Annotated in this window: 29 protein-coding genes and 2 pseudogenes; 19 read left to right on the forward strand and 12 right to left on the reverse strand. The window is 71.9% G+C overall.

The features are described from left to right. Nucleotides 1-97 precede the first annotated feature (97 nt). The gene (locus AB0I91_RS39895; RefSeq protein WP_498786862.1) at nt 98-364 is read left to right on the forward strand and encodes a metal-sensitive transcriptional regulator; all 267 of its coding nucleotides are present in this window, start codon (nt 98-100) and stop codon (nt 362-364) included. Between the two features lie 80 nt (nt 365-444). On the opposite strand, the gene AB0I91_RS39900 is transcribed toward AB0I91_RS39895, so the two are convergent. Next, nucleotides 445-855, reverse strand: coding sequence for a hypothetical protein (locus tag AB0I91_RS39900; protein ID WP_499641548.1), 411 nt, complete (start codon nt 853-855; stop codon nt 445-447). A gap of 243 nt (nt 856-1,098) precedes the next feature. After that, nucleotides 1,099-1,899: a hypothetical protein gene (locus tag AB0I91_RS39905; protein WP_499641550.1), complete on the reverse strand. Its 801-nt coding sequence runs from the start codon at nt 1,897-1,899 to the stop codon at nt 1,099-1,101. Between the two features lie 386 nt (nt 1,900-2,285). On the opposite strand from AB0I91_RS39905, the gene AB0I91_RS39910 reads away from it, so the two are divergent. The 7 genes and pseudogenes from AB0I91_RS39910 to AB0I91_RS39940 all read left to right on the forward strand — a co-directional run bounded on the left by AB0I91_RS39910 (nt 2,286) and on the right by AB0I91_RS39940 (nt 6,526). Then, complete coding sequence (locus AB0I91_RS39910) at nt 2,286-2,951, forward strand: hypothetical protein (RefSeq protein ID WP_498786703.1); 666 nt, start codon at nt 2,286-2,288, stop codon at nt 2,949-2,951. Beyond that, a complete protein-coding gene (locus AB0I91_RS39915) occupies nt 2,948-3,739 on the forward strand; it encodes an MBL fold metallo-hydrolase (RefSeq protein ID WP_499641553.1) in 792 nt (263 codons plus the stop codon). The genes AB0I91_RS39910 and AB0I91_RS39915 overlap by 4 nt, the downstream gene beginning before the upstream one ends. Nucleotides 3,740-3,905: 166 nt before the next feature. Then, on the forward strand, nt 3,906-4,196 hold the full coding sequence (locus tag AB0I91_RS39920; RefSeq protein WP_499641555.1) for a DUF4342 domain-containing protein: 291 nt from the start codon (nt 3,906-3,908) through the stop codon (nt 4,194-4,196). After that, the gene (locus AB0I91_RS39925; protein WP_498786706.1) at nt 4,193-4,855 is read left to right on the forward strand and encodes a LiaF transmembrane domain-containing protein; all 663 of its coding nucleotides are present in this window, start codon (nt 4,193-4,195) and stop codon (nt 4,853-4,855) included. The genes AB0I91_RS39920 and AB0I91_RS39925 overlap by 4 nt, the downstream gene beginning before the upstream one ends. A gap of 345 nt (nt 4,856-5,200) precedes the next feature. Beyond that, a complete protein-coding gene (locus tag AB0I91_RS39930; protein ID WP_499641557.1) occupies nt 5,201-5,572 on the forward strand; it encodes a hypothetical protein in 372 nt (123 codons plus the stop codon). A 103-nt stretch (nt 5,573-5,675) separates the two neighbouring features. After that, nucleotides 5,676-6,229, forward strand: a pseudogene (locus AB0I91_RS39935) (polysaccharide deacetylase family protein); the annotation flags it as partial. Between the two features lie 36 nt (nt 6,230-6,265). After that, nucleotides 6,266-6,526 carry a polysaccharide deacetylase family protein gene (locus AB0I91_RS39940; protein WP_499641583.1) on the forward strand — a complete coding sequence of 87 codons (261 nt, stop codon included), beginning with the start codon at nt 6,266-6,268 and terminating at the stop codon, nt 6,524-6,526. A 41-nt stretch (nt 6,527-6,567) separates the two neighbouring features. Here AB0I91_RS39940 and AB0I91_RS39945 read toward each other — a convergent pair whose 3' ends face one another. Next, nucleotides 6,568-6,801: a DUF1918 domain-containing protein gene (locus AB0I91_RS39945; RefSeq protein WP_498786709.1), complete on the reverse strand. Its 234-nt coding sequence runs from the start codon at nt 6,799-6,801 to the stop codon at nt 6,568-6,570. A gap of 109 nt (nt 6,802-6,910) precedes the next feature. On the opposite strand from AB0I91_RS39945, the gene AB0I91_RS39950 reads away from it, so the two are divergent. The 3 genes from AB0I91_RS39950 to fbp all read left to right on the forward strand — a co-directional run bounded on the left by AB0I91_RS39950 (nt 6,911) and on the right by fbp (nt 10,184). After that, a complete protein-coding gene (locus AB0I91_RS39950; protein WP_499641559.1) occupies nt 6,911-7,390 on the forward strand; it encodes a GyrI-like domain-containing protein in 480 nt (159 codons plus the stop codon). A gap of 236 nt (nt 7,391-7,626) precedes the next feature. Continuing rightward, nucleotides 7,627-8,967 (forward strand): nicotinate phosphoribosyltransferase, encoded by a 1,341-nt coding sequence (locus AB0I91_RS39955; protein ID WP_498786711.1) that lies wholly within the window; start codon nt 7,627-7,629, stop codon nt 8,965-8,967. Between the two features lie 98 nt (nt 8,968-9,065). Next, the gene (gene fbp, locus AB0I91_RS39960) at nt 9,066-10,184 is read left to right on the forward strand and encodes a fructose-1,6-bisphosphate aldolase/phosphatase (RefSeq protein ID WP_499641561.1); all 1,119 of its coding nucleotides are present in this window, start codon (nt 9,066-9,068) and stop codon (nt 10,182-10,184) included. Nucleotides 10,185-10,330: 146 nt separating this feature from the next. Here fbp and AB0I91_RS39965 read toward each other — a convergent pair whose 3' ends face one another. The 4 genes from AB0I91_RS39965 to AB0I91_RS39980 form a co-directional block, all read right to left on the reverse strand. Beyond that, a complete protein-coding gene (locus tag AB0I91_RS39965; RefSeq protein ID WP_499641564.1) occupies nt 10,331-11,125 on the reverse strand; it encodes an alpha/beta fold hydrolase in 795 nt (264 codons plus the stop codon). A 166-nt stretch (nt 11,126-11,291) separates the two neighbouring features. Continuing rightward, nucleotides 11,292-12,137 carry a PASTA domain-containing protein gene (locus tag AB0I91_RS39970; protein WP_499641566.1) on the reverse strand — a complete coding sequence of 282 codons (846 nt, stop codon included), beginning with the start codon at nt 12,135-12,137 and terminating at the stop codon, nt 11,292-11,294. A 602-nt stretch (nt 12,138-12,739) separates the two neighbouring features. Further along, nucleotides 12,740-13,396 (reverse strand): universal stress protein, encoded by a 657-nt coding sequence (locus AB0I91_RS39975; protein WP_498786715.1) that lies wholly within the window; start codon nt 13,394-13,396, stop codon nt 12,740-12,742. A 9-nt stretch (nt 13,397-13,405) separates the two neighbouring features. Further along, nucleotides 13,406-15,703 (reverse strand): glycosyl hydrolase family 65 domain-containing protein, encoded by a 2,298-nt coding sequence (locus AB0I91_RS39980; protein WP_499641569.1) that lies wholly within the window; start codon nt 15,701-15,703, stop codon nt 13,406-13,408. Nucleotides 15,704-16,088: 385 nt separating this feature from the next. On the opposite strand from AB0I91_RS39980, the pseudogene AB0I91_RS39985 reads away from it, so the two are divergent. The 3 genes and pseudogenes from AB0I91_RS39985 to AB0I91_RS39995 all read left to right on the forward strand — a co-directional run. Then, nucleotides 16,089-16,238: pseudogene (locus AB0I91_RS39985) on the forward strand (alpha-ketoacid dehydrogenase subunit beta); the annotation flags it as partial. A 321-nt stretch (nt 16,239-16,559) separates the two neighbouring features. Beyond that, a complete protein-coding gene (locus AB0I91_RS39990; RefSeq protein WP_498786717.1) occupies nt 16,560-16,916 on the forward strand; it encodes a YidH family protein in 357 nt (118 codons plus the stop codon). Then, the gene (locus AB0I91_RS39995; RefSeq protein WP_498786718.1) at nt 16,913-17,218 is read left to right on the forward strand and encodes a DUF202 domain-containing protein; all 306 of its coding nucleotides are present in this window, start codon (nt 16,913-16,915) and stop codon (nt 17,216-17,218) included. Before AB0I91_RS39990 ends, AB0I91_RS39995 begins: the two co-directional genes overlap by 4 nt. A gap of 163 nt (nt 17,219-17,381) precedes the next feature. Here the strand turns inward: AB0I91_RS39995 and AB0I91_RS40000 are convergent, their stop codons facing one another. Continuing rightward, nucleotides 17,382-17,975 carry a CBS domain-containing protein gene (locus AB0I91_RS40000; protein WP_499641571.1) on the reverse strand — a complete coding sequence of 198 codons (594 nt, stop codon included), beginning with the start codon at nt 17,973-17,975 and terminating at the stop codon, nt 17,382-17,384. Between the two features lie 187 nt (nt 17,976-18,162). On the opposite strand from AB0I91_RS40000, the gene AB0I91_RS40005 reads away from it, so the two are divergent. The 3 genes from AB0I91_RS40005 (at nt 18,163) to AB0I91_RS40015 (ending at nt 19,163) form a co-directional block, all read left to right on the forward strand. After that, nucleotides 18,163-18,360 (forward strand): hypothetical protein, encoded by a 198-nt coding sequence (locus AB0I91_RS40005; protein ID WP_499641573.1) that lies wholly within the window; start codon nt 18,163-18,165, stop codon nt 18,358-18,360. Between the two features lie 184 nt (nt 18,361-18,544). Beyond that, nucleotides 18,545-18,772, forward strand: coding sequence for a hypothetical protein (locus tag AB0I91_RS40010; protein WP_498786720.1), 228 nt, complete (start codon nt 18,545-18,547; stop codon nt 18,770-18,772). 118 nt (nt 18,773-18,890) lie between these two features. Continuing rightward, the gene (locus AB0I91_RS40015) at nt 18,891-19,163 is read left to right on the forward strand and encodes a hypothetical protein (RefSeq protein WP_499641575.1); all 273 of its coding nucleotides are present in this window, start codon (nt 18,891-18,893) and stop codon (nt 19,161-19,163) included. 19 nt (nt 19,164-19,182) lie between these two features. On the opposite strand, the gene AB0I91_RS40020 is transcribed toward AB0I91_RS40015, so the two are convergent. Together AB0I91_RS40020 and AB0I91_RS40025 are read right to left on the reverse strand one after the other, a co-directional pair. Further along, complete coding sequence (locus tag AB0I91_RS40020; RefSeq protein WP_498786901.1) at nt 19,183-19,440, reverse strand: STAS domain-containing protein; 258 nt, start codon at nt 19,438-19,440, stop codon at nt 19,183-19,185. Nucleotides 19,441-19,465: 25 nt separating this feature from the next. Beyond that, nucleotides 19,466-19,861 carry an ATP-binding protein gene (locus tag AB0I91_RS40025; protein ID WP_498786902.1) on the reverse strand — a complete coding sequence of 132 codons (396 nt, stop codon included), beginning with the start codon at nt 19,859-19,861 and terminating at the stop codon, nt 19,466-19,468. 125 nt (nt 19,862-19,986) lie between these two features. Here AB0I91_RS40025 and AB0I91_RS40030 point away from each other — a divergent pair, with 125 nt between their 5' ends. Together AB0I91_RS40030 and AB0I91_RS40035 are read left to right on the forward strand one after the other, a co-directional pair. Then, nucleotides 19,987-21,192: a serine hydrolase domain-containing protein gene (locus AB0I91_RS40030; RefSeq protein WP_499641577.1), complete on the forward strand. Its 1,206-nt coding sequence runs from the start codon at nt 19,987-19,989 to the stop codon at nt 21,190-21,192. Between the two features lie 82 nt (nt 21,193-21,274). After that, entirely contained in the window at nt 21,275-22,075 is an 801-nt protein-coding gene (locus AB0I91_RS40035; RefSeq protein WP_499641579.1) for a MerR family transcriptional regulator, read from the forward strand. A 19-nt stretch (nt 22,076-22,094) separates the two neighbouring features. Here AB0I91_RS40035 and AB0I91_RS40040 read toward each other — a convergent pair whose 3' ends face one another. Together AB0I91_RS40040 and AB0I91_RS40045 are read right to left on the reverse strand one after the other, a co-directional pair. Beyond that, nucleotides 22,095-23,228, reverse strand: coding sequence for a toll/interleukin-1 receptor domain-containing protein (locus AB0I91_RS40040; RefSeq protein WP_499641581.1), 1,134 nt, complete (start codon nt 23,226-23,228; stop codon nt 22,095-22,097). A 109-nt stretch (nt 23,229-23,337) separates the two neighbouring features. Continuing rightward, nucleotides 23,338-24,111: a sulfite exporter TauE/SafE family protein gene (locus AB0I91_RS40045; RefSeq protein WP_498786906.1), complete on the reverse strand. Its 774-nt coding sequence runs from the start codon at nt 24,109-24,111 to the stop codon at nt 23,338-23,340. Between the last annotated feature and the right edge of the window lie 126 nt (nt 24,112-24,237).

Raw genomic sequence — 24,237 nt, forward strand, 5'->3', positions numbered from 1 at the left:
CGGCCACGTGTTCGCTGCTCGGAATGCCCGAGAGCTGGACGACGCTGTACGGGCAGTACCCGCCGGGGTATCCGCGGCGGCAGGAGAGGATGAGGACATGCAACTGGAGAACACCCAGGTCGTCGGTGACGTGATCAAGCGGCTGCGCCGCGCGGAGGGCCAGCTCGCGGGGGTGGTCCGGATGTTGGAGGCCGGCCGGGACTGCGAGGACGTCGTCACCCAGTTGGCGGCCGTCTCCCGCGCGTTGGACAAGGCGGGCTTCGCCATCATCGCCACCGGTCTGGAGCAGTGCATCGCCGCCGGCGAGAACGGCGACGTCCTCGACCGCGCCCGACTGGAGAAGCTCTTCCTCTCCCTCGCCTGACCCCGCGGTCGCCCCCGGTCCGGGTCGGTCGTCCCGATGCGCGACCGGCGGCTCGGCACGAGCGGCCGGTGGCACGCGCGTCACGAGCGGCTCGGACGGGTGGTCGGGATCCTCGACCGGATCCGGGGTGGTGCCGTCCGGCACGAGGGCACCGGCGGGGTAGGCGCAGCCGGAGGTCGCCATCCGCCGGCGCCGGCGCTCGCGTCGGCGATGGCATCCACACCGCCCGCCCCGTCGGCGACGAGCACGCCGGACGGACCGCGCAGGCCGTTGCGGATGGAGATCTGACCGACGCCGGCCGCGTAGCACCACGCGATCGACTGGTACGGGCCGACGTGATCGGGCCCGCTCCGCCGCAGCCGCTCGACCTCGCACTGACCGAACTCGCCGCCGCCCGAGTAGCTCGCGGTCACCACACCGAACTCGAACGGCGGCACGGCGGCCGGGTCGCGCACTCCCGTCGCGCAGCGCAGTCGCGCCGTGCGGGACATCGGTGACAAGGGTTCACTCCTCCCGGTTGGTGTCCGGTGCGTGACGCGGTGCCGCCCCACCGCGGCTTGTTCTCCGCGTCAGACCAGGGACATGCCGGCCGAGGAGCTGGTACGACCACACGCCGCGGCGGTGCGAGCCCTGGACGAGGTGGCCGCCTTGGCCGTGGGCGGACCGGCGTAGGACGTCCGCGGCGGGTCCCCGTCACGCCGGGCACGCGCGTGGGCGTCGGCCGTAATCGACGGTCACTCCCCCGCCGCTCGTCCGCCGGCGGAGGGCTCGTCGCGATGCCACAGCATCACGGTGGCCGCTCCCAGGAACGCGCCCGCGACTACCGGCTCCAAGGGATCGAACGCGGTGGCCCCGGGAATGCCGGCCGATGTCTGGAAGACCAGCGCCGCCATGTAGGCGACTTGGTGCAGCACTCCGGCCACCAACAGCATCGTCGCCGCCAGGTACCCCCACGCGACGCCTCGCCACAGCACCACGGCCACCGCCGCGTAGGCGGGGACCAGCACCGCCAAGTCCAAGGCCGCGCCCAACTGGGTGAAGGAGGCCGGCACGACCAGCCGCGACGGCTCCTCCAGCGCCGTCTGTCCGGACAGCGCTCCCGCGATCCGGGACAGCCACATCACCCCCAACGAGACCGCCGGCACCGCCAGCACGACGGCGACGACCCGCACCGGCGCACGACGGCGGTACCGGGCGGCGATCATGCGGTGGTCCGTTGCGACCAGAAGCGACACCAGCCCCGCGATGGCCAGGGCGATGACGGCCGCGTACAGGCCGAACAGGACGTTCAGCCGGGCACCGAACAAGTAGTAGGCGTAGTTGTACGCCGCGTAAGCCAGCACGCCGGCCCACAACAGCACGCCGTGGACCGAGCGCGTGAACAGAACGGCAACGATCAGCAGCACCGCCGCGACCAAGGCGACCGCGTCGTACGCACGGAACAGGGCCACGATCTCGTCGGGATCACGGTAGACGCGGAAGAAGAGGCCCGCGGCGGCGCAGGCGGCGATGGCCGCCGCCGCGGCGGCGGCCACGACACGGGCGGCTCGCAGCGCCGTCCTGTGGTCCGGGACGGTGCGGAACGATGGGGCACTCACGGCGGCCACCTCCCCCGCCTGTCGATCAGCCCGGTGGTCACCGCTAACGCTAGAACGCCGTGCCGACGACCCCCAGGGCCGTGGGTACCGGGCAAGAAGAGTCGAAAGTCCCGGTCCGCCCACACCGCTACGCCCGCCGGGCAGCGCGCCAAGACCACGGCAGCAGGACACCGGGCCACGTCCGTCCTCACCGGACAGGTGCTCGGGTCATGGGCCCAAAGACCCTCGTGCCGTCACCACTGGACGAGCATCGTGGGGAGACAGCCACGTCGGAGGCTCGGCCAACCCGCTGGGCCCTCCGCCCACGACTCGAAGGGGATGACATGCGTTCCCAGGTCGTAGCCGGCCTCGGTCCGGCGACTCGGAGGACCGTCGCGGTCTTCGGTGTCGTGGCCGGGCTCGCCGCGGTGGAGCACGGCGTCGGCGAGGTCGCGCAGGGCCCGGTCACCGCGACCGGTGTCGTCGTCGAGTCGTGGCCGGACGTCGAGGCGTTCCAGGTGCTCGACGGTGAGCCGGCGATGACGCTGGTCGGGAACCTGGTGGTGTCCGGGGTGCTGACGATCGTCGTCGCGCTGGTCTTCTCGCTGTGGTGCGCGCGGTTCGTCGCCGAGCCGCGCGACGGCGCCGTCCTCATCGTGCTGTCGGTGTTCCTGCTCCTGGTCGGTGGCGGGTTCGGGCCTCCCCTGGTCGGTCTTCTGCTCGGTGTCGCGACGATGCGCGGTGGCATGACGAAGCCCCGGGCGCGGTCTCTCACGGGCCGGGCCGCCCCTCTGTGGCTGCCGGCGCTCGTGATCGCGGTCGCCGCCTACCTCGCGCTGCTGCCGGGGACCGTCGTCCTGAACTGGGCCCTGGGTGTGAGCAGTCCCGCGTCGGTGGCGGGGTTGGCTGTGCTGGCGTTCGTCGCTCTCACGACCGCGCTGGTGGCGGCGGTCGGCCGGGATCGGGCCGCGGCCGACCCCGGCCTGTCGCACGAGGTGGAGCGCATATGAGCCCGCCGGCGGCACGTCCGGTGGAGATCGCTCCCGGCCTGCACCTGCTGAGCACGGGCTGGGCGGTCACCGAGGCGAACGCGTACCTGGTCGGATCCGCGGCGGCGTGGGTGCTGGTCGACACCGCGTGGCCGGGTCGTGCCGCGGTCATCCGCGCAGCGGCCGATGCGCTGTTCGGTCCCGGCAGCCGCCCCACGTCCATCTACTTGACCCACGTCCACCCCGACCACTCCGGGGCCGCGGCCGAACTGGCCCGGGTGTGGCGGGTGCCCGTCCACCTGCACCCGGATGAGATGCGCTTCGCGTCGGGCGCGTACCTGCCCGAGTACGCGCACCCTCTGGACCGCCGGCTCATCGGCCCCGCCCTGCGGCTCGTGCCACGGCGCGGGCTCGCCGCGATCCAGGGCAGGAACAGCTTGCAGGGCATCGCACGAGCCTACGACCCCGAACGAGAGCTACCCGGCCTTCCGGGCTGGGCATGCGTCCCCACGCCGGGGCACACGGCCGGGCACGCGGCGTACCTCCGCACCCAGGACGGTGTGGCGATCACCGGGGACGCCGTGGTGACGGTCGAGCTGAACTCGTTCGCCGGCCTGTTCCGCCGCAGGTCGTGGCCGTGCGCGCCGCCGCGCTGCACCACCTGGGACTGGCGAGGCGCGGCCGAGTCGGTCGCCCGGCTCGCGGCACGGGAGCCGGTGCTGGTCGCGCCCGGACACGGCCTGCCGCTGCGCACGTCGCGCCGCGAACTCCGCGACCTCGCCGAGCGGATGCGTCGATCCGGGCGCTGATCCAGGACCTGCCGACGGTGTGCGGTGACGGGCGGACGCACTCGCTCCGGGATCGGACGCCGATCGCCGCGGGACCTCGTGCCCGCCCATCGTGACCGAAGTGCTCTCGTGTCCGGCCGGCCGACCGTCCATCGTGGAGTCAGGGACCAGGCGAGAGGACACCGCCATGACCGTCCGGAGCGACCGCGGATACGCGGAGCAGGAACGGCGGTACCTCGCCGCGGTTGAAAGAAGCATCCTCCTGGACCGGGCCAGGGGCCTGCTCCACGAGGGCCGCGTGCGGCGCTTGGTGGTGGAGGACTCCGGCGGTCGCAGGGCTGTCGACTTGCCTGTCACCACGGTGGTCGGTCTGGGTGTGGTGGCGCCGGTATTGAGCGCCGTGGCCGCCCTCACCGCCCTCGCTCGCGGGTGGACCTTCCGGATCGAGCGCCGCGAGGACGAGGAGGTTCGATCATGAAACCAGTTCGTGCGTGGATCGGGTTCGTTCTGATCTCATTGGGACTGCTCGGCATCATGGATGCCACCGGGGTGTCCGACGCCGGTGAGCTGCTGTCGGGTTGGTGGCCGGTCGCCGTCATCGGCCTGGGCGTCGCCGCCGTGCTCTCGCAACGGCACCTGTCGCTCGGACCCGGCGTGATCGTGGCGATCGGGCTGGTGATGCTCGCCGACGAACAGGAGTGGACCACCGGTGACGTCCTGTGGCCGGCGCTGCTCCTGGTCGTCGGCGTCGCCGTGCTGGCCGGTCTGCGGCGTCACCGCACCATCGCCCACGAGGAGACCGGCGCGCCGGTGGCGCTGTTCGGCGGGACCAAGGTCCGCAACCGGGCCGAGCACCTGACCCACTCCTCGGTGTCCGCCGTGTTCGGCGGTGCCACGCTGGACCTGCGCGAAGCGCACATCGACCACGAAGCCGACGTCGACGCCTTCGCCCTGTTCGGCGGGGTCGACGTGCTCGTGCCCAGGGGGTGGAGGGTTTCGCTCGGCGGGCTGCCGATCTTCGGCGGCTATGACGACAACACCGAACGCGACGGGACCCTCCCACCGGACGCACCCGTGCTGAGGGTGAACGCCACCGCGCTGTTCGGTGGGGTGGACGTCCGCAACGAACCGAAGTGAGGTCGCGTGCCAGGACCGCCACCACCCGGCCGTCCCGCTCCGCGCGGCAGGTCGGGTGGTGAACGTCGGCGAGGGCTCGCCGACGTTCGTGGCGGCTCCGAACACCGGGCACCGCGACCCAGCGGTACCGCCCCACCACTGCGGTCGGGTGCACGACCGGCCGACCGAGCCGGACGCGGCACGCACACCTGGCCGGCCGGGGCAATTGGTCCCGTCCCACCAGGGCCCTGCCCATACGGAGGGTGCTGCTCAAGACCCTCCTGGATTGATGCCCTCGTGCCGTGTTCGGCGGCCGGTGATGGGACGGACAGTGGACTCCTGAACGGAAAACCCACGGAGCCGACCATGTCCACGCTGCTGCAGACCGCCCGACACGACACCTACGCCGGGGGGCGCGACCGGAAGCTCGCCGCCGTGCTGGCCGCCGAGGACGACGCCGAGGAAACCGGGTTCGACCCGCTCGAACGCGTCAGCTGTCGCGTCCACCGCCGCTGGCTGCACCAGTGCGTGCACTCCCAGGCACACGTCATCGCCGTGACCGGCCACCTCTGGTGCCGGGACTGCGAGTGCCCCGCCTCCGTCAGCGTCGACGAACTCACCGGCACGGTCACCGTCCACTGCCGACGCTGCCTGCGAACCCCCGACAGCCCCGCCACCCGCCAGATCGTGCGCTGCTGCCGCGCCAGCATCGCCACCGCCCAAGACGGTCGACGGTAACCCCTTCCTGATCGGGCCGGACGGGGCGCACCGGACCGCAACCGGGCATCGATCAGGACAGACGGAAAGGGTCCACCGTGTCGTCACCGCATCGGGCTCACGCATGGCCGTGATCGCCGGAGGTGTCGTCGTCGCGTCGGCTCTCGTCGGGGCGTTGGTGATCGCGAACGTGTCCGACGACCGAACGCCGTCCACCGCGCCGACGGAGCAGTCGTCGATCACGCCGATCACGCGGTCGACGTCGGAGCCGACGTCGACGACCGGGTCCGCGACCGCTGCCACGGCCACGGCGCGGGTGCCCGGAGATCCCACCGTCGCGCCGTCGCCGCGCGGCCAGGACGTCACCGCCGTCCCGACGTCGACCCCGGTCGTCGCCCTGACGTTCGACGCCGGCGCCGACAGCGCGGCGCTGCGGCCCATCCTCGACGCGCTGGCGAGCCGGCGCGTGCTCGCGACGTTCTTCCTCACCGGGACGTGGGCGGCGGCCAACCCCTCCGGGGTGCGGGCCATCCGCGACGGCGGACACCGGGTGGGCAACCACTCCATGACCCACCCGACTTCACCACCCGGTCCACGTCGGCGATCCACGACGAGTTGGCACGAGGCGAACAGGCCATCCGGGCCGCCGGAGCCGATCCGCGCCCGCTGTTCCGCTTCCCCTTCGGCGCCCGTGACGCTCGCACCATCGCCGCGGTGAACGACGCCGGTTACGTCCCCGTGCGGTGGACGGTCGACACGTTGGGCTGGAAGGGCACCAGCGGCGGCGTGACCGCCGCGCAGGTCAGTGACCGGGTCATCGGCTGCCTGCGACCGGGCGCGATCGTGCTGATGCACGTCGGAGCCAATCCCGACGACGGCAGCACGCTCGACGCGGACGCGCTGCCGGACACCATCGACCGCGTCCGGGCGGCCGGCTACGGCTTCGTCACCCTCGACGCCCTGCTGGACCGGTGAACCCGGCGTGAGCCGGCGGACACGGGGTCGGGTCCGGCTCCTCATCGCGCCGTCGCGTCGATCTCCGCGGCCAGGCGGCGAGCCTCCTCCTCGGCGGTCATCACGTGGGCGTCCGGGCCAGGGAACGCCAGCGTTTGCTTGCCGGTGTCCACCCAGTGCACGAGATAGGGCGGCGAGCCGTCGGGGTGCCGCACCTCGACCACCTGGCCGCGCCGCGTAGGCACACCCAGCGTGACGCCCTCCACCACCACCCAGTCACCGACTCGTGCCTTCACCACCGCGCCTCCCCTCTCCAGCTCCATCGTGCGGCACAGGACGAAGGTCCCCCTCGACGACGACGTCGGACCCTGCACCACGCCCACCCGACAGGGTGACCCTCGAACCATGACCCACCACGTGACGCTCACCGAGACCGAACCGTTCACCGCTGCCCGGGTACACCGCCGCATCCGCGCGGCCGACCTGTCGCGCGCCATCGGCGAGGGCTTCGGGCTGCTGTTCGAACACAGCGCGCAAGCAGGAGCCACGCCCGCCGGACCGCCGCAGGTCGCCTACCCGGGGTCCTTCCAGCCGGAGGGCGAGTTCGAGGTCGACCTGCTGCTCCCGACCGACCGGCCCACCGCCCCGGCTGGCGACGTCGGCACGGTCGAGTGGCCGGGCGGACCGGCCGTCCGCACGCTGCACGCCGGCCCTTACGACCGACTGGGCGAGGCGTACCAGGCCATCGAGGAGTGGGTCCGGGCTCACGACCGGCGGCCCGCAGGACCGCCTCGGGAGATCTACCTGGTCGGGCCGGACCGCACCTCCAACCCCAAGAGCTACCTCACCGAGGTCGTCATGCCGGTGATCGCGGACGGGAAGTGACGAGAGGCGGAGCCGCCCCGTGACGACGGCCGCCTGTTCGCAACGGTCGGCCAGGCGTCTTGAGGTGGCCCGGGAGTCCTCGTCACGCGAGCTCCCTCCGGCCGCTCCCGCCTCAGCGCCCACCGGCACCTGCGGATGAGTGCGCCTGACTGTTCCCGGAACAGTGACGGAGGCCCCTGTCCGGTGGGGCGCACGGACCCTGCCACCCGGCGACGTGCCGGTGGGACGGTCGACGCATGACGGCGCTGTGCACCGATTTCTACGAGATCCGGATGGCTGTGAGCTTCCTCCGCCGGGGCATGGCCGCGCCGGCCACGTTCAGCCTGTTCGCGCGGCGGCTCCCGGTGGACCGCGGTTTCCTCGTGGCCGCTGGACTGGCCGACTGCCTGGACTTCCTGGAGGAGTTCCGGTTCACGAACGACGAGCTCGACTACGTGGACGAGACCGTGGGGCTGGACCGGGCCACGCGGGCCGCCCTGGCCGAGCTGCGGTTCACCGGGGAAGTCCGCGCTGTACCCGAGGGGCGCGTGGTGTTCGCCGGTGAGCCGTTGCTGGAGGTGACCGCACCGATCGCCCAGGCCCAACTGGTGGAGACGGCGCTGCTGAACTTCGTCACGTTCCAGACCGCGGTCGCGACCAAGGCGGCGCGCTGCCGGATCGCCGCGGGCGACGCCGGTTTGATCGACTTCGCCGCCCGCCGCACCCACGGCCTGGAAGCGGCGAACGCGGTGGCCCGCGCGTCGGCGATCGCCGGTTTCGACGCCACCAGCTACGTCGCCGCGGCACGCCGGTACGGGCTCGTCCCGGCCGGCACGATGGCGCACTCCTACGTCGAGGCGTTCCCGGACGAGCGATCGGCGTTCCGGGCCTTCGCCGAGGACTTCCCCGACGACGCCGTCCTGCTGGTCGACACCTACGACACCCCCAGCGGTGTGCGCAACGCCGTCGACGTCGCGCGACCGGTCGGGATCCGACTGGACTCCGGCGACCTGCCCACCCTGTCCCGCAGGGCCCGTCAGATGCTGGACACGACGGGCCTGCGGGACGCGCGGATCGTCGTGAGCGGAGGCTTGGACGAGCACGGCATCGCCGACCTCGTCGCGCGCGGCGCGCCTGTCGACGTGTTCGGCGTCGGCACGCGGATGGGTGTGTCGGCGGACGCACCGTCCCTGGACACCGCGTACAAGCTGGTCGAGTACGACGGCAGACCGGTGATGAAGCTGTCCTCCGGGAAGGTCACGGCACCGGGTGCCAAACAGGTGTTCCGCGGCCCCGTCGAGCGGGGTGACGTGATCGGCTTGCGCGAGGAACCCCTTCCGGCCGACCACGAACCGCTGCTCGTGCCCGTGGTGGTCGACGGGCGGCGCACCGGTCCCCGCAGGTCGGAGCACGACGCCGTGCACGACGCGCGGACCCGGTGCTACGCCGACCTCGACCGCCTGCCCGCCACGGCGCTCGCGCTGCGCTCGCCACGGCCCGTCGCCGTGCGCCACAGCGAGCGGCTGACCGCCCTGACCGAACGCGTGCGCCGGGAGTTGGAGGGACACCGCGGCGTGGCCGGGCTCGCTGGATGGTGAAAGGTCCTCCGGGTCGTGGCACAGGGACCTTTGTCACTGCTCCTCAACCCGCACCGGGGCCAGGTGGTAGGTGGTCCACTCCGAACAGAGGAGCCACGATGATCACCTTGAGCATCATCAAAGCCGACACCGGGGGGTTCGTCGGTCATTCCGCCGTGCACCCCGAGATGACCGCCGTCGCACGCCACGCTCTGGCTCAAGCCGTGAGCGACCACCTGCTCATCGACGGGCAGGTGGCGTCGTGCGGCGACGACACGTCCCTCATCATGATCCACGAGCACGGGTCCGACGCCCACCCGATCCACTCCTTCGCGTGGCATGTCTTCCAGGACACCACGGCGGTCGCCAAGCGCCTCGGCCTCTACGGCGCCGGCCAGGACCTGCTGTCCGACGCGTTCAGCGGCAACCTGCGCGGCATGGGGCCCGGGTACGCCGAGCTGGAGTTCACCGAGCGGCCCAGCGAACCGGTGATCTGCTTCCTGGCGGACACGACCGAGCCGGGTGCGTGGAACCTGCCGCTCTACAAGATGTTCGCCGACCCGTTCAACACCGCGGGCCTCGTCATCGACTCCAAGATGCACGCCGGCTTCCGCTTCGAGGTCTACGACCTGTACGAGGAGAAGCGGATCTGGTTCGACTGCCCGACCGACCTGTACGAGATGCTGATGTACATCGGCGCGCCCAGCCACTACGTCATCCACTCGGTCCACTCGAAGACGCTCGACGAGCAGGCGGCGGCGACGTCCACCCAGCGGCTGTCGCTCATCGCAGGCAAGTACGTCGGCAAGGACGACCCCGTGATGATCGTGCGCGCCCAGTCCGGGCTGCCCGCGGTGGGCGAAGTGCTCGAACCGTTCGCGTTCCCCTACGCGGTGGCGGGCTGCATGCGCGGCTCGCACCACGCGCCGATCATGCCCGTCAGCACCGACCAGGCCACACCCGCCCGGTTCGACGGACCACCGCGCGTCGTCGCCCTCGGCTTCCAGATCAAGGACGGCAAGCTCATCGGACCGCGCGACATGTTCGCCGACCCGTCCTCCGACCGCGCCCGCGCACAGGCCAACGAGGCCATGGACTACCTGCGCAGGCACGGCCCGTTCGAACCGCACCGACTGCCCTTGGAAGACCTCGAGTACACCACCATGCACACCCTCGAGGCCAGGCTGGCCGACCGCTGGCAGTCGCTGGACACCGCGGTCCTGCCCGTGCCCCGGTGATCGAATCGTCACGGTGTCCGCACACCGGACGCGTGCGGCGGCGATGGTGGTCGCGGGGCACTCCGAGCCCCGCGACCGCCGCACGCGCGGACACCGTCCAGCGGGGTGTGCGTGCCGTCGCGTGACCGGTGCTCCGACGCGCCGCGTCAGGTCCCCTCGCCGAGGAAGCCCAGCACGATCCCGGCGACGGCAGGCGTGATGCCGAGATGTCCCCTGCGCGGCAGGAGCACGAGTCGGGCGCGGGGAAGACCCGCCGCCGTCTGCTCGAGCAGCGCCCGTCCGTAGCAGGCGTCGCGCTCCCCACCCACGATTAGCGTCGGCGTGCCGATCTCGGGCAACCGAGCACACAAGGTGAACGGGTCCTCGGCCTCGATCGTGGCCAGCAGGTCCGGGTCACCCCGTCCCACCACGGCCCGTCCGAGCAGCCAGCCCATCGCGGCGGCGGCGCGGCGGGTGATCCGGCCGCTGCCGATGATGCCCATCATCGCCGCCGCCGCGCGCCGCGGCTCGCCCGCCCTCAGCAGGCTCGCGGTGCTGCGCTGGGCGCCGCGGCACCGCTCCCCCAGCGTGCAGGCGGCCGAGACGAGCACGAGCCTGCGCACCGCGTCAGGGGTGTCGGCCGCCAACTGGAGCCCGATGCTGCCGCCAGTGGAAACGCCGACCACGTCGACCGGTCGGCCGAACAACTCGCGCAGCGCATCCGCGTAGTCCCGTGCCAGGTCGGCCATCGTGGCCACGGGGCGCAGGCCCCTGCGGCGGTTGAGCCACCACACCTCGCGGTGCCGAGCGAGCGGCCGCACCTGCGCCAACTGGAACCGGCGATCCATGCCGACCGGCACCCTGTGGTGGGCGCTGATACCGGGCAGCAACACCAGCGGCGGGCCCGCACCCAGGCGGAGGTAGGGCATTCCGCCTGCCACTGTGCCGGCGTTCTCGGACATCCGACCTCCTTCGATCGCCGGACCTCGACCACTCCGGGAGTGCCCCGCCCGTGCTCCGGCGGCTGGTCGACGGTTGAGCGAATCGTGCTCGTGGGACCTCGGGGCATCCACACCGATGGTGGCCGGGCACTCCCGTTGACGGGCGGTGACGGTGGGTGGTCGCCTGTCAGGAGGTGACGACGACGATCTCGGTGGCCGCCGGAGTCCCGTGCCCGCCGTCCGGACCCTGCGCCGGCGTCGGCGGCACGGCCGTGATCTCGACCTCGGTGCTCTCGTTCACGCGCAGGTCCGGGTCGAAGTTCTGGTCGATGACCTTCCAGTCGTCCTTCGCCTCCTGCGGCACCACCTTGAGTCGCAGCGAGAGGGCGCTGAGGATTCTGCGCGCGTTGTTCACGGACTTGCCCTTCAGGTCCGGGACGGTCTCCTCGCGCACCTCCGACATCTCCAACAGCGCTCGTCCCTGGACGCTGACCCACAGGTAGACGAGGAGCATGCCGGACAGCACGCCCAGGACGGCGACCGACGTGCCGAGGGCACCCGCGTACGGAACTCCGCCGAGCGGCTCCCGCAACGCCGCCGAGAACTGGCGGAACGCCGGGACCGCGTCACCCAGGTTCACCAGGCCGAGGCCGATGACTATCGTGGTCAGCCAGTCCGACACCCGGATGAGGTTCGAGTTGGTCACGTAGCGCGACCCGGTGGACAGCGCCTTCGACGTGTCGTCCCCGTCGCCCTTGTCCAGCACCTTGTCGGCGAACCTGCTGCGCGGCAGACCGAACAGGAAGCCCAGCACGCCACCCACCAGCAGGCTCGCGACGAACAGCACGAACACGGTGATGCCGACGCCCACGCGACCACCGGGCACGTCGGCGGACATGCTCAGGGCGAGCGACACGCTGACCAGGAACACCAGGGCCAGCAGCCCTGCCGTCACCCGCGCGACCGCCCGCTGCACCTCGTCCGCGGCTTCCTGGGCCGACGTCCTGACATCCGACTTCCGCGTGCTCGACATGTCGATCCCCTCCCGGTCGTCGCCCCCGTGCCGGGGGCGTGGACCGAGGGTGTGCCCGATCCGCCGGCGGCACGACGGACGTACGGCCCGGTGCCCGAGGACGAAGGTCCCACATCACCGTCACACCATGCTTGACCTGTGGAAACGGGCGTCCTCAACGGATTACACGATCGAGTGAAATCGCGGCCCCGCACCGCAAGACCGGGTTGACAAAGCCGCGCTGGCACGCCGAGCTGGGCTTCGCCGCGGGCGCCTCACGTGGTGAGCGGGGCCGGCACTCGGCGTCCCGACGGCGTCAGCGACGCCGCTCGGCCTCACGAGCCCGTTGTCCACCAGGTCGTTCGTCGCGGTGAAGTCGCACCACAACCCGTCGATCGCCAGGCTCGGATGGGAACCACCGACCAGCCGCCCACGGCCTTCCGCGATCGCCTTCAACATTGCCCTGTGCCTCGACGTGTAACCCATCCCACTCACTCCCTCCGCCGAACACCGGGGTTCGCCGATCCCGAATCCGGTCACAGGATGGAAGGAGCTCGGTTCCACAGGACCATCGCACGGCCCGAACAGGGATCTTCCCGGCCGGGCCCGGCAGTGGTCGTCCCTCAGGAACGGGCCAGGGGAACCAGCATCACCGGAACGCGAGCACCGCGAACGGTTTCGCGGACGGTGCGCGCCCGTCCTTCGTCGAGGCGTTGCGACCACCCGAGCGCGATGAGGTGCGCGCGCTCGTCGGCCGCGACCTGGTTGACGTGCTCGCCGAGCCTCCCGCTGCGCAGTTCCAGGCGCACGTCCTCGGGCGTGCAGAACCGCTTGCGGAACTCCTGTTCCCAGCCGTGGCGGGCGTGGGCGGCCTGGTCCCAGAACGGCGGTACGGTGGACTCGTCGAAGACGTGCAGCACGACCAGGTCGACGTTCGCGTGCGTGAGCAGTGCGAGGACGTCGGCGACTGCGCGGGCCGAGTCGGCTGTGCCGTCGAGCGGGACGAGCACCCGCGAGACGGCCGCGGGCACGCCCAGGCGCATCGGCGGCACGAGGATGACGGGTCTGGCGGACGCGGCGGCGATGGTCCAGGACGAGTGGTGATCGCGCGGCACCACGCCCAGCACGGTGTCCGGCTTGCTCAACGCGCCGAGTACCGCGTCGTCACCGGCTGGAGCCCTGGTCACGGTCGCGCCCAGCACGTCGGCGACCGCCACGGCGATCGGGACGACCGACGCCGCCTCCAGCCGCTCCACCGGCACGACCACCTTGCCGCTCATGCGCCCTCCCTACGCCCTCCGCTCGATCCACGCCGTGTCGGTCACCACGACCTCACCGCGTCCGGCGACCGCCACCCGCAGCGGAACGTCAACCTCGACCCGCACGTCGTCAGGCGTGATCCGCAAGCGGACCCGGCGGCCGAGACAGCGGAACCGGAGCCCGAGGGTGCGCCACGAGTCGGGCAGCGAAGGATCGACCAGCATGGTGCCGTCCCGTACGCGCACGCCGGCGAAACCCTGCAGCAGCGCTTGCCAGACGCCGCCCATCGCCGCGAGGTGCAGCCCGGCCGCCGTCGTGCCGGTCAGGTCGTCGAGGTCGATGCGCGCCGCTGTCCGCAGCAGGCGCAGTGCCTCCTCCGGACGTCCCGCCCGCGCCAGCAGCGACGCGCTGATCGCGGGGGACAGCGACGAGCCGTGAGCGGTGCGCGGTAGGTAGAAGTCGACGTTCGGCACGAGCGACCCAGGCCGCACCTCCTCCGGCACGAGGTGGTGCAGCATCAGCGCGTCCGGTTGCTTGATGATCTGCGTGGCGGCCAGGCGGTCCCGGCCGAGCAGGACGTCGGCGGCGACCGGTGGGCGGGCGATGTCGTCGATCTTGACCGGTTCGAGGCCGAAGTAGCCGGCGAACTGCTCGTACAGGCCGGTGTCGGGCCGGTACCCGTCCACCAGCGAGGCGGCGAGCGAGGTCCAGGCGCGCCGTTGCCCGGACGAAGTGGTGACGGCGGCGGCGGCACGGAGGTTCCAACGCGCCATGACGTTGGTGAACGCGTTGTCCGACACCCCCTCGTGGTACTCGTCCGGTCCTATGACGTCGTCGATGTGCGCGCGGCCGTCGTCGTCGACCCGACACCGGGAAGCCCAGTAGCGGGCGGTGCCCTCCAGCAACGCGCGGCGCGCTCGCAGGTGACCGGATCGCCCGGTCCACCGCGCGCAGTGCCACGCGGCCCACGCCACGTCCGCGGTGATGTGCTCCTCGGACCGGCCGGTCCTGATCGGCACGGGCACGCCGCCGACGTAGCCGCTCGGCGGCGTGACGTCGCTGCCGTCCGACGCCGACTCCCACGGGAACCGCGCGCCGGCCCGACCGGCCGCGCGCGCGGCCGCCCGGGCGGCGGGCAGCCGGTGGAACCGGTAGTCCACCATCGCCGTGGCGAGCCGGGGGTGCATCGTCACGACGGCCGGCAGCACGTACACGTCCGCGTCCCAGAAAACGTGGCCGGAGTACCCGCTACCCGACAGCCCCCGCGCGCCGACCGCGGCCTCGCGCCGCCGCCCGTCGGCGTTGGACCACAGCTGGAACAACGCGAACCGCACGGCCGACTCCAGGTCGGGGTCATCGGGCACCTCGACGTCCACCGCGTCCCAGCGGTCGGCCCAGGCCGCCCGGTGCTCGCCGAGCAGTCGGTCGAACCCCGCACGCCGGGCGGCGTCGAGGGTCGCCACCAACCCGGTCGGCGTGCGCTGCCCGCACGTGCCGGCGGCGTACGCGGCTATCCGCTCCGCGGTGCGCGACTCCCCGCCGCCGCTCAGGCGCTGCCATGCGACCGCCGTCACTCCGGAGGTGCCGCCGGTGCGTGCCCAACTGCGGCGACCGTCCAGCACGCCTTCGCTCATGTCCGCACCGGGAGGAGGTCGCAGGGCCTTGCCGAGGCGCAGCCGTCCGGCCGGGCCCTCGGCCCTCATCGCGACCACGCCGGGCCGGGTGATGGAGGCGAACCTCAGCGTCCGGAGCGGGTGGTCGGCGTCCTCGTGCCGTGCGAGCGTCCCCGTGCGGAGGTCGAGCACCTGGTGGTCGGCCACCGGAGCGGGCTCGATGTCCAGGCCGGTCCAGATCGGCCCGTCCAGCAGCTGCTCGTCCGCACCACGACCGGTGTAGACACCGGCCACGAGCACCGACGGTTCCGCGCCCGGTCGTGCCTCCTCCACCGCGCCGCGCGTGGCGATGCCGCCGGCTCCCACCGTGAACAGGGACTCCACCACGCGGCGGCGGATGGGGTCCCCATCCTCTCGTAGGGCCCACGAGGGATCCTCTCCGATGTCCGGCGGTCGTCCGCGCCTCCGACGCCGGATCTCCCCGTCGAGCAGCCTGCACAGTTCCGCCTCCCCCTGACCGGCGTCGACCACCAGCACCGGTCGGGCCTCACATCCCGTCACGGCCGGCCGCGGAGGGGTACCGTCCGCGGCCGGTGGCCCGTGGACCGGCACACCCAACGCGCGGAGCTCCTCGACGCGCCTGCGAACCGGCAAGGACAACCGGTCCCCCGCCACGAGGACGAGCCCGCCGAATCCCGCACGGTGAACCGTCATGCCGTACCCCGCACCCGTGACCACACACGCACGGCAGGCGGCGGCTGCTCACGCTCGGCGAGGCAGCTACCACCGGGTACCCGGGCACCTCCCCGACTCGGACCGGCCGGTCGCCCGGCGGTCCCGCGGCAGAGGAACGGCACGTCGCACCTCCCCTGGACCAAGCCGACGTCGCATGGCGTCGACGTCCGCACACCCTTGCTACCCGGAGTACCCGGTGGTGCGTAGGGGATTTCGTCCCGAGCGGCCGGGGACGCCCGGTCGAGTCCGGGCACCGGCACGCCACGCCTCCACGTCCACGTCGGCCGGTTTCGGTGATGCCGGATCTTTCGCCGCACGCGGTCGGGACTTCGTCACCGCCGATCGCCTTCCGCCCGCGATCAGCCATGGCGGCTGCTTCGCGGTGAGCACGGGGTTGCTTGGAGGAGTTCGGGCCGGAGCGTGCGCGAGACACGCCGCTGTCGGAGTCGGGGCGGGCATCGGCGCGGCACTGGCCGGGCTGCGCCCGATCGTCGAGATCATGACGGTCACCTTCGGCACCGGAGCGGCATCGGCGTCGTGGCCGCCTTCGGCATCGGCCACCTGTTGGTGACCAGAACCGCGCTGCGGCACGTCCTCGGCGGTTGAGCGCTCGGCACCACCACTCCGCGCGACGCACCGGGGGTGGTTCGGTCCCGGTTGTGACGACCGCCGGCCAGGCCGTGCTCGCCACGACACGGCCTGAGCCTCGCCTGTTCGGTCCAAGGGTGATCCGATCGAGTGAGGGGCGACGTGGATGACGGGATCGGGTTAGCCTGCCTGCGGGGCCGTTGCGGAACGGTCACCCGGTGTGCGGCGCGGCGGATGCGGAGGACGGATGCACGGCGAGCCGGAGCGGTCGTCGGTGGACCGGGAGCCGGACTACCGGTTCACCCTGGCCAACGAGCGGACGTTCCTGGCGTGGATCCGCACCGCTCTGGGCTTGCTGGCCGGCGGTGTGGCGGTCGGTCAGCTGGTGCCGCCGTTCGCGTTCCCCGGTGCGACGGTGCTGTTGGGGCTGATGTGCATCGCGTTGGCGGCGGTGCTGGCGGCGACCAGTTACCCGCGGTGGAGGACGGTGCAGCGGGCGATGCGCGCCGACCGACCGCTGCCGGAAAGCCGGGTGCTGGTGGTGCTGGCGGTGGGGGTGCTGGTCGTGGCTGTGACAGCGGGGATCTTGGTGGCCTTCGGGTGAGCGACTCACGTGATCCGGGGTTGCAGCCCGAGCGCACGGACCTGGCGTGGCGACGGACAGCGTTCAGCGCCACGGCGTGCTCGGTGCTGCTGCTGCAGGCAGCCGCCCGCGGCGGTTGGGGGCTGCGGGTGGTTCCCGGCGTGCTGATCGCCGTGGTCGCGGTCCTGGCGGTGTGGGCGGGCGGACGACGTGGACGCGGGCGGTGGCGGCGCGGAGCCGGTCCTGGCGGGCCACCGCTGGTGATCGGCGTCGTCACCACGTTGGCTTGCCTCTCGGCGGCGGCCCTGGTCATGAGCTCGTAGCCGTAGCCGGTCGAGGTCTTGATCATCCTGGCTCCGGGGGCGGTTGACCTCCGTCGAGTGGTGTCCGCATGCGTGGAGTCACGGGTGTGACCCGCTGCCGGCCACGGCGTGGTCAGAGCAGCGGCCGGGACCTACGGCCCTGTGGAGGCCAGCGTGCTCGGCGTCATGGCCGGTTCTGCGCCGCGTCCTCGGACGTCGTCACGTGCACGTTGGCGCTGACGACCCCGCGCACCGCTTCCACCAGGGCGACGACGACCTTCCACGACTCCTGGTCGGTGAACACCGTGCCGATGTCGACGTGGCCGTCCCGGACGGTCGCCGACCACCGGCCGTTGGGGTCGTAGGCGTCGAGGCGCTCCTGCACGTCGACCGCGATGGAGTCGTCCCTGCGCGCCAACGCCCGCACCAGGTCGTGCCGGGTCACGACACCCACCAGCTGCGAGCCGTCCACGATCGGGACGCAGCGGATCCCGCCGTCGACCATCACGCCCGCGAGCGAGCGGTCCGGCGCGGCGGGGTCCATCCCGACGACCGGTGTGGTCAACACCTCGCGCACCGGCGTGTCACCGGAGTCGTTGTCGGCGTAACGGCCGTGCAACAGGTCGGCTTCGGTCACGATGCCGACGAGCCGCCGGTCACCGTCCACCACAGGCAGCGCCGTGAAACCGTGCGAGGCCATCAACGCGGCCGCCACGCGGATCGGAACGTTCGGCGTCACGGTGATGACCGGGCTGGTCATGATGTCCCGTGCTCGCACGGCGCACCTCCCTCGTCGTAGGAGGTCTCCGACGTTAGTGAGCCGTCGCTCTCGTGACAGCGGTCGATGGTCCTCACCGATCAGGGCCCAATGGCGGCTCGTGCGCAGTGCCGGCGTCGGCGACACTCATGCGGGCGCGGGCGCGTTGGGAGCACGTCCGGCGGGACCTCGGTCCCCGTCGCATTGGATGGTCACCCGATCGGCCTTGCTCATCTGGCCGGGGCAGGTGGAGGAGGCCCTGCTCTCGTCGTTCTCCGCGACGCCGGCATCGGCCGGCGGCTTCGTCGAGCACCGCGCCTCCGGCAGCAGGCGCGCGCCGTGGTCGGGCGGGTGGCGGATCGAGTGCGACGATGCACCGGCCGGCTGGAGAAGCGGCGACCGGTAGTGCCGAACGGCTCTGGGTCGTTGGGCACCATTTCGTCGCGCGGACGACGTTCTGCCCTTCTGGCGGGGCTTCGCGTGCGGCACTGTCATGAGCGTGGACGCGGATCGCCGAGGCCGGGGGTACCTGCGGTCATCCGCTCGCCGATCCACCTGACGCACAACGCACGCACCGGACGGTGATCCCCATGACCGAAGAGACGCTGATCGTCGACGGACGCCTGCCGACCCGGGACCTGGGGATCGCCGCGCGAGAGGTGGTCGAGGCTGCACGGAGGCCACCTGGCGAATCGCGCGTGGCCCGGACCTGTCCAGCGTGCACACCCCGGCACTGGTGGCCGGACCGGCCGTTCGTCCGGCGCATCACGCGGGCGACCGTGCGTCCGATCGCCTGCTCCGCGCAGCGCATCGGCTAAGCGCGTTCCACCCGAGGACGGGCGCACGGACGGGCCGACCGCGCCCGGAGGAGGTCAGGATGTCAGCCACGGCCGATCGGACTTCGCGGCCGACACGGCGCACGTGATCCTCACCAGCGTGACCGTGCTGCTCATAGTGACGGCGATGGGGTTCGCGGCCGCGGCACTCGGCAAGACGTTCCGCCGCTACTCCGCCGCGACAATCCTGACGCTCCTAGTGTTCGGTGCACTGGCCGGCGCGCAGGGCCCTCGGATCGCCGTGGGCGAGCCAACCCCCTGGCTGGGGGTGTACGAGCGCATCAACATCGGCGGCTACCTGCTGTGGATGGCAGTGCTCGCCGTCGTCCTCATGCGCAACAACGACAGGCGCCGGACTCCGCCGGACCGATGACGACGCCACCCGAGAGCGGTCACCACGGCGAACCCGATGCCGAGCCGGCCCGCTGCGCGTCCAACAGCAGGGCGATCCCGGCCGAGCCGAAGAAGCCCGCCCGGGACGGGTCGAGCACCAGACCGGCCGGAGCCCGCTCGACCACCTCCAGCACCGCTGGTTCCACCTCGTGCCGGGTGGCCGCGTCGACCTCACCGACCAAGCGGACGACCCGGACACCGGGTGCCGGACCTGTCGTCACCGTGATCGACGGATCGGTGCCGGCATGGTTCTTCATGCGGTGCGCTCCTCGCCGTCACCGGTCAGTCGAGTCGGACTTCGGCCCAGACCGTCTTGCGGTGGGCATCGCAGTGGTGCCCCCAGTTGACCGCCAACCGGTTGACCACCAGCAGACCGCGTCCGTGCTCCAGCACACCGAGCCTGCCCAGGACGGGCAGGCGGCTCGGGCTGCCGTCGTCGACCTCGACCCGGACCAGGTCCCGGCCCGGTAGCCGGTGCAGCCGCAACCGCCGCGGCGCGAGGGCGTGCCGGTAGGCGTTGCCGATCAGTTGAGCCGCGACGACCTGGACGTCCACGAGCCGGTCACCGCCGACTCCGGCCACCATGCCCGCGACCAGTCCCAGCAGGTCGGCCGCAGGAGGACGTTCCTCTGGAAGGTCCAGGTCGACTTCGTCCCTGGAGAAATCGACAGTGCTCATGGTTCGTCCTCCGATGCCCTGTGGTCTCAAGGCGCACAGCACCCGGCACGTACCCGGCGCGTCGATCGGGCAAACCACGAACGAGCAGTTGACCCCGCCCCGAGGTCAAGGTGGAGCCTGGCCGCATGAGGAACAACGTGCGGGTGCCGCGGGTCTTGCGGCGAGCGGCGGTCGCGGCGATGGCGGTCGCGCTGGTGTCCGGGTCGACCGTGCCGCTGGTAGCCGGTGCGGCGGGGGCCGGTGCCGCCGCGGTGCGGGATCGTCCGGAGCTGCGGGAGGCCGTGCAGGCGTTCGTCGACATCGGTTTCGCCGGGATGCAGGCGCGCGTGGACGACGAACGAGGTGCGTGGGTCGGCAGTGCCGGGGTGCGCGAACTCGGAGGAACCGCGCCGCCGTCCACCAGCGGGAGGTTCCGGATCGGCAGCAACACCAAGACCTTCGTCGCCACCGCGGTGCTGCAACTGGTGGCCGAGGGCGAGGTCGGCCTGGACGCCCCCGCCGCCGACTACCTGCCCGGGTTCGGACTGGACCGGCGGATCACGGTCCGGATGCTGTTACAGCACACCAGCGGCGTGTTCAACCACACCGGCGACTACTACAACGGGAGGCTCCTGCCGGGACTGCCCTCGACGGGCCAGGAGTGGGTGGACAACCGGTTCCGCACCTACCAGCCCGAAGAACTGGCGCGGTTCGCGCTGGCCGAGCCGGCCCTGTTCGCGCCGGGGACGGACTGGAACTACTCCAACACCAACTACACGCTGGCCGCGCTGTTGATCGAGCACGTCACCGGCCGTTCGTACGCCGAGGAGACGCAGCGTCGGATCCTCCGGCCGCTCGGGCTGCGCGACACGGTGGTGCCGGGCACCAGGGCGGAGATCCCCGGCCCGCACGCCCACGGCTACTACCACTACCAGGACGACGGCCGGACGAAGACGGTCGACGTCACCCGGCAGAACCCCTCCCTGCTGTTCGGCGCCGGGGACATGATCTCGACCACCCGGGACCTCCACACGTTCTTCTCCGCCCTGCTGGGTGGCCGGCTCCTGCCGCACCACCTCCTGGCCGAGATGCGCACGCCGCACCCGAAGAGCGGCTTCGGCCTCGGGTTGCGCGCGCAGGAAACAGGTCCGAGCTGCGCGGGCACCCTCTACTTCCACAACGGCAGCACCATCGGCTACGGGACGTTGGTGTACGGCACCCCGGACGGCAGCAAGACCTTGACCGCTTCGATCACCACCGGAGACACCGACGTCGACCTGGTGGAGGACTACCCGAAGGCGTTGGACGACCTGCTCACCGAGGTGTTCTGCGGCACGCGGACCGCAGGCTGACGTCCGGCCAGGTCGGGGTGGCCGTGCGATCCGGGGACCGGCGGGTTGACCTTGACCCGGGGTCAGGCTCGACACTCGTCGCATGGTTACCTCGACCACCCCGGCCACGTCGACCGGCGGCGTCACGATCGGTCAGGCGGCGGCGTTCGCCGGGGTCACGGTGAAGACCGTGCGGCACTACCACCAGCACGGGCTGCTCGCCGAACCACGACGCGACAGCTCGGGCTACCGGCGGTACGGGTCGGCGGACCTCGTGCGCCTGGTCCAGGTCCGAACGCTGGCCGCCGCCGGCGTGCCGCTCGCGGAAGTCGGGCCGCTGCTGGACGCCGACGTCGAGCGGTTCGCCGCCCGACTCGTCGACGTGGAGCGGAACCTCACCGAGCGGATCGACGACCTGGTCGCCCGCCGGGACCGGCTGCGGCGGCTCTCCGACGGGGACCGGCTCCTGCTGCCCGACCGCGCTCACGCGGTCCTGGACCGCCTGACCGAACTCGGCTACAGCCCCGACAACGTGACCAGCCAGCAGGAGGCCCTGGTGCTGGCCAGGGCGATGTCGCCGCAGCTGTTCGACCTCTTCCTGAACCACTTCGAACGCCGGCTCGCCGACCCCGCGTACGTCGACCTCACCAAGCGCGCCTGGGACGCCCGGTCCTGGGAGCCGGACGACCCCCGGGTCGACGAGCTGGCGGACGCGCTGGCCGACCACCTGCTGGGCAACCCCGAGCTGCTCGCGGTGCCACCGGGCTACCAGCCCGGGCCGGACGACGCCACCCGGTACCGGCTGATCAACCACCACCGCGAGGACCGGATGGCCTGGACGCGGCTGAACGCGCTCGTGGAAGCCAGGCTGCGCGCCGCGGGCGTGCCCATCCCCCACCGGTGACAGCGGCTCGGCGGCCGCTTCAGGGGCCGGTCACTTCGTCGATGACGCCCCGGTTGTCGGTCTGGAAGTCGCGGTCCTCGTACTGCCACGGGCTGCGGCGGCCCGTGTTGTACTCGTCGACCAGCGATTGCGCCACCTCGGCGAGGACGGCGTGCGACGCTTCGGGGAACACGGCGCGCCGCTCGCTGTCGATGCAGATCACCGCCGGGTAGTCGGTGCCGAGCGAGTGGAAGCGCAGCTTCGCCACCGGGATCGACACGCTGCTGGCCACGTGCACGAGGATGTTGGCGACCTTCGCGCGGTCGAAGCCGTGCTGCACCGCCTCCTCGATGTAGGCATCGGGGTCCTGCGCGTACTCCACGTCGTAGTCGACGTGGTGCACCCGCTGGTCGTGCCAGGCCCGGGCGGCCGGGTTGAGGTGGGGCTGGCGGGCGGGGTCGAGGGTGAACCGGTGCCTGGCGTGCACGACGACACCGGTGTCGGTCACGTAGAGCTGCAGCCGCAGGCACTTGAACCGCTCGTGCACCGTGAACAGCAACACCCTGATCAACGGCACGTGCCGGTACGCCGCCCCGTCCACGAGGCGGTAGGAGGTGAGCAGGACCGTGCGTGCGGCGCTGTGGATGTCCGCCACCAGCTGGGCCACCAACCGCAGGTCCGTATCCCTCAAGGTGGTGAGGAACAGCTCGTGCTCCAACTCGTCCTTCATCGTCACCGCGGGCGGCGTCCGGGTCGACGTCATCGCCCGTACCAGCGAGCGCATGGCCTGGTCCCAGTTGTTCACCCGGGAGAAGTCGCCGTGGACGCGGTCGGCGAGGAAGGGCGGCACCTGGCAGTCGTCGATCCGGATCGGGATGACGCGTGGCCCGCGTCCTTCGAGCTCCAGGCTCAACGCCTGCAACAGCTCGTACTTGACCCAGCGCGAGCGCACGGAGTTCTCCGAGAGCACGGCGACGACCGCGGTGCTCCTGGCGATCTGGCCGCTGATCCGCTCCAGCAGCCCGTCACCGAAGTCGAGCTCGAGCTCGTCGATCCACGCGTCCACGCCCATGGCCTTCAGCAACGTGACGAGGGTGCGCACGAACGGTTTGTCCACCGAACTGTGGCTGAGGAACACGCCGGCGCTGTGGACGACCGGTGGCGGCTCCGACATGTGACCACTCTCCGACTTCACGACCGTTCGCGCCAAGGGTCGTCATCAACTCGTTGCCGCGACCGCGGTCGCACGCGTCTGCCGGTCACCGCGCCGGCCCTTCGCGGGTTCACAGCAGGGCTCGGGTCGCCGTGGTGACGTACACCGCGCCGATCGCCAGCACGCACGTACCGAACACCGCCTTGAGCAGCCGGTCGGGCAGCCGGGGCGAGAGCAGCGCTCCGACTTGGGCACCCACCAGGACACCCGACGCGCTGAACACCAGCACCTCGGGCCGGATGTTGCCCAGCGTGAGGTTCGTGGCGGTGATCAACCAGTCCGCCACGGCCTCCACCGCGATCGCCGTGGCGTTGGCGCGCTTCACGGACAGCCCGCCGGAGCGCTCCAGCAGCGGCTGGCTCAGCTCGGCGACGCCGGTGCCGGTGCAGGCGGAGAAGGCCCCCGCAACTCCGGCGACCCACCGCCGCCTGCCGAGCAGCCGCAGGTCGGCGTGCTCCGGCGCGCGGTGGGTGGAGCGCAGGCGCAGCAAGCGGTCCAGGGCGACGCCTCCCACGACCAGGCCCACGATGAGGCGCAGCACATCGCGGGACGCGTGGGCGAACACGAAGACACCCACCACGACCCCGAGCACCACCGGTGGCAGCAAGCGGACCACGGCGGGCAGGTCCACCTTGCGCATCAAGAGGTAGCGCGCGGTACCGCTGGACATCCCGATGGTTTCCGTGGCCACACCGGTGGCGATGGACTGGTGCACCGGCAGGCCGAGGACGAAGGCGAAGAACGGTTGGAACAGCACCGCGCCGGAGAACCCGGAGGCGTTGGCCACCACGGACACCGCCACGGCGAACGGAAGGACGTACCAGTACTCCCACCAGGAACTCACAGCCACCTCTCTGGTGGTGGACGTGGGGAGGGCGGGCGGGGGCCGCCCCCCCCCCCCCCCCGCGCGGAGGGGCGACGTGGTCGACACACGATCCCCGGCGCAGCAGTCCACCAGCCCCCGCACACC

It is taken from the genome of Actinosynnema sp. NPDC049800 (assembly GCF_040656635.1).
In the GTDB taxonomy this organism is placed as follows: domain Bacteria; phylum Actinomycetota; class Actinomycetes; order Mycobacteriales; family Pseudonocardiaceae; genus Actinosynnema.